The organism is Streptomyces sp. NPDC041940, from assembly GCF_055589465.1.
The window spans coordinates 1-15,787 of record NZ_JBVJBP010000020.1 but is presented as its reverse complement, the minus strand read 5'-3'; the positions used below and the strand labels follow the sequence as shown (position 1 = coordinate 15,787).

Sequence of the window (15,787 nt, the reverse complement as noted above, 5' to 3'; positions counted from 1 at the left end):
GGGCCTTTAGCCATGGGACTCGAAGAAAAGCTGCCGAGCGGCTTCCTGCTGACCACCGTCGAGCAGGCCGCGGGCTGGGTGCGCAAGGCGTCCGTCTTCCCCGCCACGTTCGGCCTCGCCTGCTGTGCCATCGAGATGATGACCACCGGCGCCGGCCGCTACGACCTGGCGCGCTTCGGCATGGAGGTCTTCCGGGGCTCGCCCCGGCAGGCGGACCTGATGATCGTCGCCGGCCGGGTCAGCCAGAAGATGGCACCGGTACTGCGGCAGGTCTACGACCAGATGCCGAACCCCAAGTGGGTGATCTCCATGGGGGTCTGCGCCTCCTCGGGCGGCATGTTCAACAACTACGCCATCGTCCAGGGCGTCGACCACATCGTGCCGGTCGACATCTATCTCCCCGGCTGCCCGCCACGGCCGGAGATGCTGATGGACGCCATCCTCAAGCTCCACCAGAAGATCCAGACCTCCAAGCTCGGCGTGAACGCCGAGGAGGCGGCCCGCGAGGCGGAGGAGGCGGCGCTCAAGGCCCTGCCCACCATCGAGATGAAGGGGCTGCTGCGATGAGCGACGCGAACGGTACGGGCGGCGCCAACCCCGAGAAGGACCTGTCGGCCTCCAACCTCCCCGGCCGGCGCGGCGAGGGCGGCGAGGAGATCCGCGTCCAGCGCGGCATGTTCGGCGCGAACAACGGCGGCGACACCTCCGGCTACGGCGGCCTGGTCCGCTCGGTCCGGCTCCCGGGCCAGGCGAACCGCCCCTACGGCGGATGGTTCGACGAGGTCGCCGACGAACTGGAGGGAGCCCTGGAGGAACAGGGACTGCTCCCGGAGAACGCCATCGAGAAGACGGTCGTCGACCGCGACGAGCTGACCTTCCACATCGAGCGCGAGCACCTGGTCCGCGTCGCCCGCACCCTGCGCGACGACCCGGCCCTGCGCTTCGAACTGTGCACCGGCGTCAGCGGCGTCCACTACCCGAACGACAAGGGCCGCGAGCTGCACGCCGTCTACCACCTGCGCTCGATCACCCACAACCGGCTGCTCCGCCTGGAGGTCAGCGCCCCCGACAGCGACCCGCACATCCCGTCGCTGTTCTCCGTCTATCCGACGAACGACTGGCACGAGCGCGAGACGTACGACTTCTTCGGCATCGTCTTCGACGGTCACCCGGCCCTGACGCGGATCATGATGCCGGACGACTGGCAGGGCTTCCCGCAGCGCAAGGACTACCCCCTCGGCGGCATCCCCGTCGAGTACAAGGGCGCCCAGATCCCGGCTCCGGACCAGCGGAGGTCGTACTCATGAGCACTTCGCACGCCTCCCCTCGCGAGACCACCGAGGGCACCGTCTACACCGTCACCGGCGGCGACTGGGACGAGGTCGTCGAGTCGGCGGCCCGCGCCGACGACGAGCGCATCGTCGTCAACATGGGCCCCCAGCACCCGTCCACCCACGGAGTGCTCCGCCTGATCCTGGAGATCGAGGGCGAGACCGTCACGGAGGCCCGCTGCGGCATCGGCTACCTGCACACCGGCATCGAGAAGAACCTCGAGTACCGGACGTGGACGCAGGGCACGACGTTCGTGACGCGCATGGACTACCTGACGCCGTTCTTCAACGAGACGGCGTACTGCCTCGGCGTCGAGAAGCTCCTCGGCATCGAGGACCAGATCCCGGACCGGGCCTCGATCATCCGGGTGCTCCTGATGGAGCTGAACCGGCTGTCGTCGCACCTGGTGTGCATCGCCACCGGCGGCATGGAACTCGGCGCCACCACGGTCATGATCTACGGATTCCGTGATCGTGAACTCATTCTCGATATCTTCGAGCTGATCACCGGCCTGCGGATGAACCACGCGTACATCCGCCCCGGCGGACTCGCCCAGGACCTGCCGCCCGGCGCGGTGGACCACATCCGCGAGTTCGTGAAGAAGATGAAGAAGAACCTCCCGGAGTACGACAAGCTCGCCACCGGGAACCCCATCTTCAAGGCCCGTATGCAGGACGTCGGCTATCTGGACCTGGCCGGCTGCATGGCCCTCGGCGCGACGGGCCCGATCCTGCGCTCCACCGGCCTGCCGCACGACCTGCGCAAGACGCAGCCGTACTGCGGCTACGAGACGTACGACTTCGACGTCCCGACCGCCGACACCTGCGACTCCTACGGCCGCTTCCTCATCCGGCTCGAGGAGATGCGCCAGTCGCTCCGGATCGTCGAGCAGTGCCTGGACCGGCTCCAGCCCGGTCCGGTCATGGTCGCCGACAAGAAGATCGCCTGGCCCGCCCAGCTCGCCCTCGGGCCCGACGGCCTCGGCAACTCCCTCGACCACATCAAGAAGATCATGGGCACCTCCATGGAGGCCCTGATCCACCACTTCAAGCTGGTCACCGAGGGCTTCCGCGTCCCGCCGGGACAGGCGTACGCGGCGGTCGAGTCGCCCAAGGGCGAACTCGGGGTGCACGTCGTGTCCGACGGCGGCACCCGCCCCTACCGGGTCCACTTCCGCGACCCGTCCTTCACCAACCTGCAGGCCATGGCGGCGATGTGCGAGGGCGGCCAGGTCGCCGACGTCATCGTCGCCGTCGCGTCCATCGACCCCGTGATGGGAGGCGTCGACCGGTGACCACCTCTTCTTCCGAGCGGGGCGTCAGCCTGGGCATGCCCGAACTGCCCGCGCCCGCCTACCCGGACGACGTCCGGGCCCGTCTGGAGACGGACGCGCGCGAGGTCATCGCCCGCTACCCGGACTCCAGGTCCGCCCTCCTGCCGCTGCTGCACCTCGTGCAGTCGGAGGAGGGACACGTCACGCGCACGGGAATGCGGTTCTGCGCGGACATGCTCGGCCTGACCACGGCCGAGGTCACCGCGGTCGCCACCTTCTACACCATGTACCGGCGCAGGCCGAGCGGTGACTACCAGGTCGGGGTGTGCACCAACACCCTGTGTGCCGTGATGGGCGGCGACGCGATCTTCGAGGAGCTCCAGGAGCACCTCGGCGTCGGCAACGGCGAGACCACCGACGACGGCAAGGTCACCCTGGAGCACATCGAGTGCAACGCGGCCTGCGACTTCGCGCCGGTCGTGATGGTCAACTGGGAGTTCTTCGACAACCAGACCCCGGGCAGCGCCAAGCGCCTCGTCGACGACCTGCGCGCGGGACGGCCGGTCACGCCCACCCGCGGGGCCCCGATGTGCACCTTCAAGGAGACCGCCCGGGTCCTGGCGGGCTTCCCCGACGAGCGGGACGGAGCCGTCGAGTCCGGCGGGAGCGCGGGCCCCGCCTCCCTCATCGGCCTGAAGCTCGCCAAGGGGGAGAGCGCTCCCGCGCGCGTGGTGCATCCGCGCGGTGAGGCGGCCCGGACCGAGACACCTCACGACCCGTCACCGACGGAGCACTTGAGCTCGCACGACGCGCCGCAGGACACGTCGGCCTCCGACCCGGCCCACCCGGCCGGGCCCGCCGCCGAGGAGGGGGAGTGATGACCTTGGCACCCGAGCTGAAAGACATGAGCCCCGAGAAACTGCTCGCACCGGTGCTGTCGGCCTTCTGGGACGAGGACAAGTCCTGGACGCTGGACGTGTACCGAAGGCACGAGGGGTACGAAGGGCTGCGCAAGGCGCTCGCCATGTCGCCGGACGACGTGATCGCGTACGTCAAGGAGTCCGGTCTGCGCGGGCGCGGCGGCGCCGGATTCCCTACGGGGATGAAGTGGCAGTTCATTCCCCAGGGGGACGGCAAGCCGCACTATCTAGTTGTCAACGCCGACGAGTCGGAGCCGGGGACGTGCAAGGACATCCCGCTCCTCTTCGCGAACCCACATAGCCTCATCGAGGGCATGATCATCGCGTGTTACGCCATCAGGTCTTCGCATGCCTTCATCTATCTGCGTGGTGAAGTCGTCCCAGTGCTGCGGCGGTTGCACTCCGCCGTACGCGAGGCGTACGAGGCCGGCTTCCTGGGCGAGAACATCCAGGGCAGCGGACTCGACCTCGACATCACCGTGCACGCGGGCGCGGGCGCGTACATCTGCGGTGAGGAGACCGCACTGCTCGACTCGCTCGAAGGCCGCCGGGGTCAACCGCGGCTCCGTCCCCCCTTCCCTGCTGTCGCGGGCCTCTACGCGTGCCCGACTGTGGTGAATAACGTCGAGTCCATCGCGTCGGTTCCCGCGATCATGACCCGGGGCAAAGACTGGTTCCGGTCGATGGGGAGTGAGAAGTCGCCAGGCTTCACGCTCTACTCCCTGTCCGGCCATGTCGCGGGCCCCGGCCAGTACGAGGCGCCGCTCGGGATCACGCTCCGCCAGCTCCTCGACATGAGCGGCGGCATGCGCCCCGGGCACCGCCTCAAGTTCTGGACGCCGGGGGGCTCCTCGACCCCGATGTTCACCGACGAGCATCTCGACGTCCCTCTTGATTACGAAGGAGTGGGCGCCGCGGGTTCCATGCTCGGCACAAAAGCTCTCCAGTGCTTCGACGAGACGACCTGCGTGGTGCGGGCCGTCACACGCTGGACCGAGTTCTACGCCCACGAGTCCTGCGGCAAGTGCACGCCCTGCCGCGAAGGCACCTACTGGCTCGTCCAGTTGCTGCGCGACATCGAGGCCGGCAAGGGACGGATGTCCGACCTCGACAAGCTGAACGACATCGCCGACAACATCAACGGCAAGTCCTTCTGCGCCCTCGGCGACGGCGCCGCCTCGCCGATCTTCTCCTCGCTCAAGTACTTCCGCGAGGAGTACGAGCAGCACATCACGGGCCGGGGCTGCCCCTTCGACCCGGCGAAGTCGACGGCCTGGGCCGACCGCACGGAGGTGAACGCATGACCGTGACCACCAGCTCTCCCTCCGGCGGGGGAGACGCGGCGGTCCCGCCGGAGGACCTCGTGTCGCTGACGATCGACGGCGCCGAGATCAGCGTGCCCAAGGGCACCCTGGTCATCCGGGCCGCCGAGCAGCTCGGCATCGAGATCCCCCGGTTCTGCGACCACCCGCTCCTCGATCCGGCCGGCGCCTGCCGCCAGTGCATCGTCGAGGTCGAGGGCCAGCGCAAGCCCATGGCGTCCTGCACCATCACCTGCACCGACGGGATGGTGGTGAAGACCCACCTCACCTCGCCGGTCGCGGAGAAGGCCCAGAAGGGTGTGATGGAGCTCCTGCTCATCAACCACCCGCTGGACTGCCCGGTCTGTGACAAGGGCGGCGAGTGCCCGCTGCAGAACCAGGCCATGTCGCACGGCGACGCCGACTCCCGCTTCGAGGGCCGCAAGCGCACGTACGAGAAGCCCGTGCCGATCTCCACGCAGGTGCTGCTCGACCGTGAGCGCTGCGTGCTGTGCGCCCGCTGCACCCGGTTCTCCAACCAGGTGGCGGGCGACCCGATGATCGAGCTGGTCGAGCGGGGCGCGCTCCAGCAGGTCGGCACCGGCGAGGGCGACCCGTTCGAGTCGTACTTCTCCGGCAACACCATCCAGATCTGCCCGGTCGGCGCGCTGACCTCGGCGGCGTACCGATTCCGCTCCCGCCCCTTCGACCTGGTCTCCTCCCCGTCGGTCTGCGAGCACTGCTCCGGCGGCTGCGCCACGCGCACCGACCACCGGCGCGGCAAGGTCATGCGGCGCCTGGCGGCCAACGACCCCGAGGTCAACGAGGAGTGGATCTGCGACAAGGGGCGGTTCGGGTTCCGGTACGCGCAGCAGCGGGACCGGCTCCAGACGCCGCTCGTGCGCAACGCCGAGGGTGAGCTGGAGGCGGCCTCCTGGCCCGAGGCGCTGCAGATCGCGGCCCAGGGGCTGCTGGCCTCCCGGGGCCGCACCGGTGTCCTGACCGGCGGCCGGCTCACCATCGAGGACTCCTACGCGTACAGCAAGTTCGCGCGCGTGGCGCTCGACACCAACGACATCGACTTCCGCGCGCGCGTGCACAGCGGTGAGGAGGCCGACTTCCTCGCCGCCCAGGTCGCCGGGCGCGGCCGGGACCTCGACGGTACGGGCGTCACGTACACCGCACTGGAGAAGGCGCCCGCCGTCCTCCTGGTCGGGTTCGAGGCGGAGGAGGAGGCGCCCGGCGTCTTCCTGCGGCTGCGCAAGGCCTGGCGGGGGCACGGGCAGCGGGTCTTCTCGCTGGCCACGCACGCCACCCGCGGTCTGGAGAAGGCCGGTGGCACGCTGCTGCCAGCGGCTCCCGGCACCGAGACCGAGTGGCTGGACGCGCTCGGGAGCGGCGTCGGCCTGGAGGACGAGGGCGCGGCGGCCTCCGAGGCGCTGCGTGCCGAGGGCGCCGTGATCGTCGTCGGCGAGCGGCTGGCCGCGGTGGCCGGCGGACTCACCGCCGCCGTACGCGCCGCCTCCGCGACCGGTGCCCGGCTGGTGTGGATCCCGCGCCGGGCCGGGGAGCGCGGCGCGATCGAGGCGGGCGCGCTGCCGTCGCTGCTGCCGGGCGGACGCCCGGCCACCGACCCACGCGCGCGTGACGAGGTCGCCGGCGTCTGGGGCGTGGCCGGCCTCCCGCACCGCTACGGCCGCGACACCGGCCAGATCGTCGAGGCCGCCGCGACCGGCGAGCTGCAGGCCCTGCTGGTGGCGGGCGTGGAGATCGCCGACCTGCCCGACCCGGCACGCGCGCGTGAGGCGCTCGACGAGGTCGGCTTCCTGGTCTCCCTCGAACTGCGGCCCAGCGAGATCAGCCGTGAGGCCGATGTCGTCCTGCCCGTCGGCGCGGTCGCCGAGAAGGCCGGCACCTTCCTCAACTGGGAAGGCCGGGTCCGCTTCTTCGAGGCCGCGCTCAAGCCCGACCAGATGACCCGCCGCCTCGCGCCGACCGACGCGCGCGTGCTGCAGATGCTGGCCGACGCCATGGACGTCCACCTCGGACTGCCCGACCTGCGCACCGTGCGCGCGGAGATCGACCGGCTCGGTGCCTGGGACGGCCCGCGGGCCGGCGAACCCCTGGAGACCGCGGCCGCGCTGCCCCGCCCGGCCGTCGGCGAGGCCGTCCTCGCCGGGCACCGGCTGCTGCTCGACCAGGGCCTCCTCCAGCAGGGCGACGAGGCACTCGCCGGAACCCGGCACGCCGCACGCGCGCGTGTGTCGGCCGCGACGGCCGCCGAGGCGGGCGTCAAGGACGGCGACCTCCTCGCCGTGACCGGCTCCCAGGGCGTCGTGGAACTCCCGCTCCAGATCAGTGAGATGCCCGACCGGGTGGTGTGGCTGCCGCTGAACTCCAGCGGTGGCGGCGTCGCCTCCGACACCGGGGCGCGGCCCGGCTCCCTCGTCCGCATCGGCCCGGCGACGCTCGCCGGCGAGGCCCCCAAGGAGGTGGAGGCATGAGCCCGTACCTCCTGGCCGCTGAAGACCTCTCGATGTTCGGCCGCGACCCGTGGTGGCTGGTCGTCATCAAGGCGGTGTTCTGCTTCGCGTTCCTGATGGTGACCGTGCTGGTCTCCATCGTCATGGAGCGCAAGGTCGTCGCCTGGATGCAGCTGCGCGTCGGCCCGAACCGGCACGGCCCCTGGGGCATGCTCCAGTCGCTCGCCGACGGCATCAAGCTCATGCTGAAGGAGGATGTGATCGTCAAGCGCGCGGACAAGGCGGTCTACGTCCTCGCGCCGGTCATCGCGGCCATCCCTGCCTTCATGGCGATCGCGGTGATCCCCTTCGGCCCGGCCGGCAACGAGATCTCGATCTTCGGCCAGCGCACCACGATGCAGCTCACCGACCTGCCGATCGCGATGCTCTACATCCTCGCGGTCGCCTCGGTCGGCATCTACGGCATCGTCCTGGCGGGCTGGAGCTCCGGCTCGACGTACCCGCTGCTGGGCGGTCTGCGCTCCTGCGCGCAGATGATCTCCTATGAGATCGCGATGGGCGCCGCCTTCGCCTCCGTGTTCCTCTACTCGGGGTCGATGTCGACGTCGGCGATCGTGGAGCAGCAGGCCGACCGCTGGTACATCGTGCTGCTGCCGCTCTCCTTCATCCTCTACATCGTCACGATGGTCGGCGAGACCAACCGCGCCCCGTTCGACATGCCGGAGTCCGAGGGCGACCTGGTCGGCGGCTTCAACACCGAGTACTCGTCGATCAAGTTCGCGATGTTCATGCTCGCCGAGTACGTCAACATGGTGACCGTCTCGGCCGTCGCCACCACGCTGTTCCTCGGCGGCTGGCGGGCCCCGTGGCCGATCAGCACCTTCTGGGAGGGCGCGAACCACGGCTGGTGGCCGATGCTCTGGTTCACCGTCAAGGTCCAGCTGCTGTTGTTCATGTTCATCTGGATTCGCGGCACGCTCCCGCGCGTCCGCTACGACCAGCTGATGAAGCTCGGCTGGAAGGTCCTCATCCCGGTCTCGCTGGTGTGGCTGATGCTCGTCGCCACCGTGCGCGCCCTGCGCAACGAGAACTACGACTTCGCCGACATCGTGCTCTACGTCGGCGGCGGCGTGCTGGCCCTGCTGGTGCTCTCCTTCGTCGTCGACATGTTCCGCGAGAAGTCCAAGCAGGCCGAGCAACCGGCCGAAGCCCCGGCGGCCTTCGACCCCATGGCGGGCGGATTCCCCGTACCGCCGCTGCCCGGACAGGAGCTTCCGCCGGCTCCGCGACGCCGCTCACGGCGTGATCGTGAGCTGATTGTCAGTGGTGGGCCCGATACCCAGAGTGACAAATCTCTGGGCGGATCTACGGATGGAAAGGAGGCGTCCGATGGCTGAGGTACCCGAGCGTTCGATGGCTGAGGAACCGAAGGACACCAAGCCCGGTTTCCAGAACCCCGTGGCCGGCTTCGGCGTGACCTTCAAGGCCATGTTCAAGAAGCGGCTGACCGAGCAGTACCCGGAGCAGCAGAAGACCACGGCTCCGCGCTTCCACGGACGGCACCAGCTCAACCGCCATCCGGACGGCCTGGAGAAGTGCGTCGGCTGTGAGCTGTGCGCGTGGGCCTGCCCCGCGGACGCGATCTATGTGGAGGGCGCGGACAACACCGACGAGGAGCGCTACTCGCCGGGCGAGCGGTACGGCCGCGTCTACCAGATCAACTACGCCCGCTGCATCCTGTGCGGCCTGTGCATCGAGGCGTGCCCCACCCGCGCGCTCACGATGACGAACGAGTTCGAGCTGGCCGACTCCAGCCGGGCCAACCTCATCTACACCAAGGAGCAGTTGCTCGCCGGTCTCGAGGACGGCATGGTCGACTCGCCCCACGCCATCTACCCGGGAACGGACGAACAGGACTACTACCGGGGCCTGGTCACCGAGGCCGCGCCCGGCACGGAGCAGCAGGTCGCCCACTCCGAGGGCGAGGTCGTGCAGGAGTCCGACTCCACCTTCGGCGGGACCGAGCCGGCGTCCGGGAAGGTGGTCGGCTGATGACCGCCCAGCTCGCCGCCTACTCCACCTCCACCGGAGAGGCCGTCCAGTTCTGGATCCTCGGCACCATCGCGGTGATCGGCGCCCTGTGCACCATCCTCATGAAGAGGGCCGTGCACAGCGCCCTCTGCCTCGCCGGGACCATGATCATCCTGGCGGTGTTCTACCTCGCCAACGGCGCCTACTTCCTGGGCGTCGTACAGATCATCGTGTACACCGGCGCGATCATGATGCTGTTCCTGTTCGTGGTGATGCTCGTCGGCGTGACCGCGGCGGACTCCCTGAAGGAGACCATCAAGGGCCAGCGCTGGCTGGCCCTGCTGTGCGGTCTCGGCTTCGGAGTCCTGCTGATCGGCGGCATCGGCAACGCCTCCCTCACGGAGTTCAACGGCATCGGCCAGGCGAACGCCGGCGGAAACGTGGAGGGCATCGCCGCCCTCATCTTCACCAAGTACGTCTTCGCGTTCGAGATCACCGGCGCCCTGCTCATCACGGCCGCCGTCGGCGCCATGGTGCTCACCCACCGCGAGCGCACCGAGCGTGCCAAGACGCAGCGGGAACTCGCCGAGGAACGCGTCCGGGAGGGCAAGCAGCTGCCGCCACTGCCGGCACCCGGTGTGTACGCCCGGCACAACGCGGTCGACATCGCGGGCCTGCTGCCCGACGGCACACCCTCCGACCTCACCGTCAGCAAGACGCTGCGCGAGCGCGGCCAGATCCGCGACGTGTCGCAGGAGGCGCTCAACGACCTCAAGGCTCTGGAGCAGCGGTCCGAGGACCGCCTGGAGCGCAGGGCGGTCGGGCCGGCGAAGTTCCAGCGGTCCGAGGAGGCGTCGAAGTGAACCCGGTCAACTACCTCTACCTCGCGGCCCTGTTGTTCACGATCGGCGCCACCGGCGTGCTGATCAGGCGCAACGCGATCGTCGTGTTCATGTGCATCGAGCTCATGCTCAACGCCTGCAACCTCGCGTTCGTCGCCTTCTCCCGGATGCACGGCAACCTCGACGGCCAGATCATCGCGTTCTTCACGATGGTCGTCGCCGCCGCCGAGGTCGTGGTCGGGCTCGCGATCATCGTGTCCCTGTTCCGTGCCCGCCACTCGGCCTCGGTCGACGACGCCAGCCTGATGAAGCTGTAAGGGGTCGGAAGAATCGTGGAGAACCTGATTGCGCTGCTGGTGGCGGCGCCCCTGCTCGGAGCGGTGGTCCTGCTGTGCGGCGGACGCCGGCTGGACGCCGTCGGCCACTGGATCGGCACGGCCCTCGCTGCCACTTCCTTCGTGCTCGGCCTGGTGCTGTTCGCCGACATGCTGGGCAAGGACCCGGACCACCGGGAGATGGGCCAGTTCCTGTTCAGCTGGATCCCGGTCGAGGGCTTCCAGGCGGACGTCGCCTTCCAGCTCGACCAGCTGTCGATGACGTTCGTCCTGCTGATCTCGGGCGTCGGCTCGCTGATCCACCTCTACTCCGTCGGGTACATGGAGCACGACGAGCGGCGCCGCCGCTTCTTCGGCTATCTGAACCTGTTCCTCGCGGCGATGCTGCTGCTCGTCCTCGCCGACAACTACCTGCTGCTGTACGTCGGCTGGGAGGGCGTCGGTCTCGCCTCCTACCTGCTGATCGGCTTCTGGCAGCACAAGCCCAGCGCCGCCACGGCCGCGAAGAAGGCCTTCCTGGTCAACCGCGTCGGCGACATGGGCCTCTCCATCGCGATCATGCTGATGTTCCTGTGGTTCGGCACCTTCGCCTTCGGGCCGGTGCTCGGCACCCACGAGGAGGCCGGGCTCGCCGGTGCCGCCGGTGAGGACAAGCTGACCGCCATCGCCCTGATGCTGCTGCTCGCGGCCTGCGGCAAGTCGGCCCAGGTGCCGCTGCAGTCCTGGCTCGGGGACGCGATGGAGGGCCCGACCCCGGTCTCGGCCCTCATCCACGCCGCGACGATGGTGACGGCGGGCGTGTACCTGATCGTCCGCTCCGCGGCCGTCTTCAACGGCGCCCCGGACGCCCAGCTGGTCGTCACCGTCGTCGGTGCGGTCACGCTCCTGTTCGGTGCGATCGTCGGTTGCGCGAAGGACGACATCAAGAAGGCACTGGCCGGCTCGACCATGTCGCAGATCGGCTACATGGTGCTCGCCGCGGGCCTCGGCCCCATCGGCTACGTCTTCGCGATCATGCACCTGGTGACGCACGGCTTCTTCAAGGCGGGGCTGTTCCTCGGCGCCGGTTCGGTCATGCACGGCATGAACGACGAGGTGGACATGAGGAAGTACGGCGGCCTCAGGACGTACATGCCGGTCACCTTCGTCACCTTCGGCCTCGGCTACCTGGCGATCATCGGCTTCCCGGGCCTGTCCGGCTTCTTCTCCAAGGACATGATCATCGAGTCGGCGTTCGCCAAGGGCGGCACCGAGGGCTGGATCCTCGGCGGTGTGGCCCTGCTGGGCGCGGCCATCACGGCCTTCTACATGACGCGCGTGATGCTGATGACGTTCTTCGGCGAGAAGCGCTGGCAGCCCGACGCGAACGGCCATGAACCGCATCCGCACGAGTCGCCCAAGATCATGACGATCCCGATGATCGTGCTGGCCGTCGGATCCGTGGCCGCCGGTGGGTTCTTCAGCATCGGCGACCGCTTCGTGCACTGGCTGGAGCCGATCACCGGGCACAGCCACGGCGACTCGCCGCTCAGCGCCGCCGCGGTCACCGGCGCGACCGTCACCTGCATGGTCATCGGCGTCGCCCTCGCCTGGGCGCAGTACGGACGGCGCCCGGTACCGGTTGTCGCCCCGCGCGGATCGCTGCTCACCCGGGCCGCCCGGCGCGACCTGCTCCAGGACGACTTCAACCACGTCGTCCTGGTCCGCGGCGGCGAACACCTCACGCGGTCCCTGGTCTACGTCGACCACACCCTGGTCGACGGCGTCGTCAACGGCACGGCGGCCTCGGTCGGCGGCCTCTCCGGGCGGATGCGCAAGCTGCAGAACGGCTTCGCCCGCTCCTACGCGGTCTCGATGTTCGGCGGTGCGGCGGTCCTGGTCGCCGTGACCCTGCTGATGAGGGCGGTCTGATACCGATGTCCTTTCCTCTCCTGACAGCGACAGCGGTGCTCCCGGCCGTCGGGGCGATCGCCACGGCCGCCGTACCGGCCGCGCGGCGCACCGTCGCCAAATGGCTGGCGCTGCTCTTCTCGCTCGCCACGCTCGTCCTGGCGATCGTCGTCCTGGTGCGCTTCGACCCGGACGGCGACCGCTACCAGCTCACCGAGTCCCACTCCTGGATCGCCGACTTCGGCGTCCGCTACGAACTGGGCGTGGACGGCATCGCGGTGGCGCTGATCGCGCTCACGGCCCTGCTCATCCCGTTCATCGTCCTCGCGGGCTGGCACGACGCCGACCCGCTGGAGACCGGCGCTGCATCTCTCAGCAGCTTTGCTGCGGGCCGGTGGCGGCCGACGCAGGGCTTCTTCGCCCTGATCCTGGCCGTCGAGGCGATGGTGATCATCTCCTTCGAGGCCACCGACGTCTTCCTCTTCTACATCTTCTTCGAAGCCATGCTGATCCCGATGTACTTCCTCATCGGCGGCTTCGGGGACCGTGCCCACGAGCACGGCGAGAAGGCGGCGGCGACGCAACGGTCGTACGCGGCGGTGAAGTTCCTGCTCTACAACCTGGTCGGCGGTCTGATCATGCTGGCCGCGGTGATCGGCCTGTACGTGGTCGCCGGGAACTTCTCGCTCACGGAGATCGCCGAGGCCCGGGCCAACGGCTCGCTCGACATGGCGACCAACACCGAACGGTGGCTGTTCCTGGGCTTCTTCTTCGCCTTCGCGGTGAAGGCGCCGCTGTGGCCGCTGCACACCTGGCTGCCCAACGCGATGCAGGAGTCCACCGCCCCGGTCGCCGTGCTCATCACGGCGGTCGTCGACAAGGTCGGCACCTTCGCGATGCTCCGCTTCTGCCTCCAGCTCTTCCCGGAGGCGAGCAAGTGGGCGACGCCCGCGATCCTCGTGCTGGCGCTCATCAGCATCATCTACGGCGCCCTGCTCGCCGTGGGCCAGCGTGACATCAAGCGGCTGGTGGCGTACGCGTCGATCTCCCACTTCGGCTTCATCATCATGGGCATCTTCGCGATGACCAGCCAGGGCCAGTCCGGGGCGACGCTCTACATGGTCAACCACGGCATCTCGACCGCCGCGCTGATGCTGGTGGCGGGCTTCCTGATCTCCCGGCGTGGCTCGCGGCTCATCGCCGACTACGGCGGAGTGCAGAAGGTCGCTCCGGTGCTCGCCGGCACGTTCCTCATCGGCGGCCTGGCGACCTTGTCGCTGCCGGGCCTCGCACCGTTCGTCAGCGAGTTCCTGGTCCTGGTCGGCACGTTCACGCGGTACCCGGTGGTCGGCATCATCGCCACCTTCGGCATCGTCCTGGCCGCGCTCTACACCCTCGTCCTCTACCAGCGGACGATGACGGGCCCGGTGAAACCCGAGCTCGCGAAGATGCCGGACCTCAGGGTGCGTGAACTGGTGGTCGTCGCCCCGCTGGTCGTCCTGCTGATCTTCCTGGGCGTCTACCCGAAGCCCCTCACCCAGATCATCGACCCGGCGGTCAAACAGACCATGTCCGACGTACAGCAGAAGGACCCCAAGCCCGAGGTGGAGGCGGCCAAGTGAGCGCAACAGCCGTCCACAGCCTGTGGACAACGGCGGCCGAACCGATCACGAAGATCGACGCGCCGAAGATCGAATACGGGCAGCTCGCCCCCACCTTGATCATCGTCGGTGCGGCGATCGTCGGGATCCTGGTCGAGGCGTTCGTACCGCGCAAGTCCCGTTACTACGTCCAGATGTTCGTGTCCGTCGTCGCGATCGCGGCCGCCTTCGCGGCGGTCGTGGCGCTGGCGGCCGACGGGTACGCCACGACCAAGGCGCACATCGCGGCGATGGGCGCCATCGCCGTCGACGGACCGGCCCTCTTCCTGCAGGGCACGATCCTGCTGGCGGCCCTGGTCGGCCTGTTCACCTTCGCCGAGCGGCGCCTCGACCCGGAGGCGCACGGCAACCGTGTCGACTCCTTCGCCGCGCAGGCCGCGTCCGTGCCGGGCAGCGAGAGCGAGAAGGCCGCGGTCAAGGCCGGGTTCACCACCACCGAGGTGTTCCCGCTGCTGCTGTTCGCCGTCGCCGGCATGCTGATCTTCCCGGCGGCCAACGACCTGCTGACGCTCTTCGTGGCGCTGGAGGTCTTCTCCCTCCCGCTGTACCTGCTGTGCGCGCTGGCCCGCCGCAAGCGGCTGCTGTCGCAGGAGGCGGCGGTCAAGTACTTCCTGCTCGGCGCCTTCGCCTCCGCGTTCACCCTGTTCGGCATCGCGCTGCTGTACGGCTACGCGGGCTCGATGTCGTACGCGACGATCGCGCAGGTCGTCGACGGCACGGTGCAGGACGTCAACCCGGCGCTCGCCGGCACCATGGGCAACGACGCGCTGCTGCTGGTCGGCGCCGCGCTGCTGGTGATGGGCCTGCTGTTCAAGGTGGGCGCGGTGCCGTTCCACATGTGGACACCGGACGTGTACCAGGGCGCGCCGACGCCGGTGACCGGCTTCATGGCGGCGGCGACGAAGGTGGCGGCGTTCGGCGCGCTGCTGCGTGTGCTGTACGTCGTCCTGCCGGGCCTGCGCTGGGACTGGCGCCCGGTGATGTGGGCCGTGGCGATCATCACCATGCTGGGCGGTGCCATCGTCGCGATCACGCAGACCGACATCAAGCGGCTGCTGGCGTACTCGTCGATCGCGCACGCCGGGTTCATCCTGGCGGGTGTCATCGCGACCACGCCGGACGGTGTGTCGTCGGTGCTGTTCTATTTGGCCGCGTACTCGTTCGTGACGATCGGCGCCTTCGCGGTGGTCACGCTCGTGCGGGACGCGGGCGGCGAGGCGACGCACCTGTCCAAGTGGGCGGGGCTCGGCCGGCGCTCGCCGCTGGTGGCGGCCGTGTTCGCGGTGTTCCTGCTGGCCTTCGCGGGCATTCCGCTCACCTCCGGCTTCGCCGGGAAGTTCGCCGTGTTCAAGGCGGCGGCGGAGGGCGGGGCCGCCCCGCTGGTCGTGGTCGGTGTGATCTCCTCGGCGATCGCGGCGTTCTTCTACATCCGCGTCATCGTGCTGATGTTCTTCAGCGAGCCGCGGCCGGAGGGCCCGACGGTGGCCGTGCCGTCGCCGCTGACCATGACGGCGATCGGGGTGGGGGTGGCGGTCACGTTGGTGCTCGGTGTGGCGCCGCAGTACTTCCTCGACCTGGCGGGTCAGGCGGGAGTCTTCGTGCGCTGACCGCGCGCCTGCCGACGGGCGGGGGGGGGGGGGGGGGGGGGGGGGGGGGGGGGGGGGGGGGGGGGGGGGGGGGGGGGGGGGGGGGGGGGGGGGGGGGGGGGGGGGGGGGGGG

Annotated in this window: 13 protein-coding genes; all 13 read left to right on the top strand. The window is 69.4% G+C overall.

Going from position 1 to position 15,787, the window contains the following annotated elements:
- Positions 1-12 precede the first annotated feature (12 nt).
- Genes ACZ6I3_RS28640 through nuoN form a run of 13 tightly spaced genes read left to right on the top strand, consistent with a single transcriptional unit; the run spans position 13 to position 15,675 of the window.
- A complete protein-coding gene (locus ACZ6I3_RS28640) occupies positions 13-567 on the top strand; it encodes a NuoB/complex I 20 kDa subunit family protein (RefSeq protein ID WP_003998928.1) in 555 nt (184 codons plus the stop codon).
- A complete protein-coding gene (locus tag ACZ6I3_RS28635) occupies positions 564-1,307 on the top strand; it encodes an NADH-quinone oxidoreductase subunit C (protein ID WP_469418479.1) in 744 nt (247 codons plus the stop codon). Before ACZ6I3_RS28640 ends, ACZ6I3_RS28635 begins: the two co-directional genes overlap by 4 nt.
- Entirely contained in the window at positions 1,304-2,626 is a 1,323-nt protein-coding gene (locus tag ACZ6I3_RS28630; RefSeq protein WP_215119578.1) for an NADH-quinone oxidoreductase subunit D, read from the top strand. The genes ACZ6I3_RS28635 and ACZ6I3_RS28630 overlap by 4 nt, the downstream gene beginning before the upstream one ends.
- Positions 2,623-3,483 (top strand): NADH-quinone oxidoreductase subunit NuoE, encoded by an 861-nt coding sequence (gene nuoE, locus ACZ6I3_RS28625; protein WP_469418477.1) that lies wholly within the window; start codon positions 2,623-2,625, stop codon positions 3,481-3,483. Before ACZ6I3_RS28630 ends, nuoE begins: the two co-directional genes overlap by 4 nt.
- A complete protein-coding gene (gene nuoF / locus ACZ6I3_RS28620) occupies positions 3,483-4,829 on the top strand; it encodes an NADH-quinone oxidoreductase subunit NuoF (protein ID WP_469418475.1) in 1,347 nt (448 codons plus the stop codon). The genes nuoE and nuoF overlap by 1 nt, the downstream gene beginning before the upstream one ends.
- Complete coding sequence (locus ACZ6I3_RS28615) at positions 4,826-7,330, top strand: NADH-quinone oxidoreductase subunit G (protein ID WP_469418474.1); 2,505 nt, start codon at positions 4,826-4,828, stop codon at positions 7,328-7,330. Before nuoF ends, ACZ6I3_RS28615 begins: the two co-directional genes overlap by 4 nt.
- Positions 7,327-8,706, top strand: a complete 1,380-nt coding sequence (gene nuoH / locus ACZ6I3_RS28610; RefSeq protein ID WP_469418472.1) for an NADH-quinone oxidoreductase subunit NuoH — start codon at positions 7,327-7,329, stop codon at positions 8,704-8,706. Before ACZ6I3_RS28615 ends, nuoH begins: the two co-directional genes overlap by 4 nt.
- A 16-nt stretch (positions 8,707-8,722) precedes the next feature.
- Entirely contained in the window at positions 8,723-9,361 is a 639-nt protein-coding gene (gene nuoI, locus ACZ6I3_RS28605; RefSeq protein ID WP_469418682.1) for an NADH-quinone oxidoreductase subunit NuoI, read from the top strand.
- On the top strand, positions 9,361-10,203 hold the full coding sequence (locus ACZ6I3_RS28600; RefSeq protein WP_469418470.1) for an NADH-quinone oxidoreductase subunit J: 843 nt from the start codon (positions 9,361-9,363) through the stop codon (positions 10,201-10,203). The genes nuoI and ACZ6I3_RS28600 overlap by 1 nt, the downstream gene beginning before the upstream one ends.
- Complete coding sequence (gene nuoK / locus ACZ6I3_RS28595; RefSeq protein ID WP_003992252.1) at positions 10,200-10,499, top strand: NADH-quinone oxidoreductase subunit NuoK; 300 nt, start codon at positions 10,200-10,202, stop codon at positions 10,497-10,499. Before ACZ6I3_RS28600 ends, nuoK begins: the two co-directional genes overlap by 4 nt.
- Positions 10,500-10,514: 15 nt before the next feature.
- The gene (gene nuoL / locus ACZ6I3_RS28590) at positions 10,515-12,428 is read left to right on the top strand and encodes an NADH-quinone oxidoreductase subunit L (RefSeq protein WP_469418469.1); all 1,914 of its coding nucleotides are present in this window, start codon (positions 10,515-10,517) and stop codon (positions 12,426-12,428) included.
- A gap of 5 nt (positions 12,429-12,433) precedes the next feature.
- Positions 12,434-14,029 (top strand): NADH-quinone oxidoreductase subunit M, encoded by a 1,596-nt coding sequence (locus tag ACZ6I3_RS28585; protein WP_469418468.1) that lies wholly within the window; start codon positions 12,434-12,436, stop codon positions 14,027-14,029.
- Positions 14,026-15,675: an NADH-quinone oxidoreductase subunit NuoN gene (gene nuoN, locus ACZ6I3_RS28580; protein ID WP_469418466.1), complete on the top strand. Its 1,650-nt coding sequence runs from the start codon at positions 14,026-14,028 to the stop codon at positions 15,673-15,675. Before ACZ6I3_RS28585 ends, nuoN begins: the two co-directional genes overlap by 4 nt.
- Positions 15,676-15,787 lie beyond the last annotated feature (112 nt).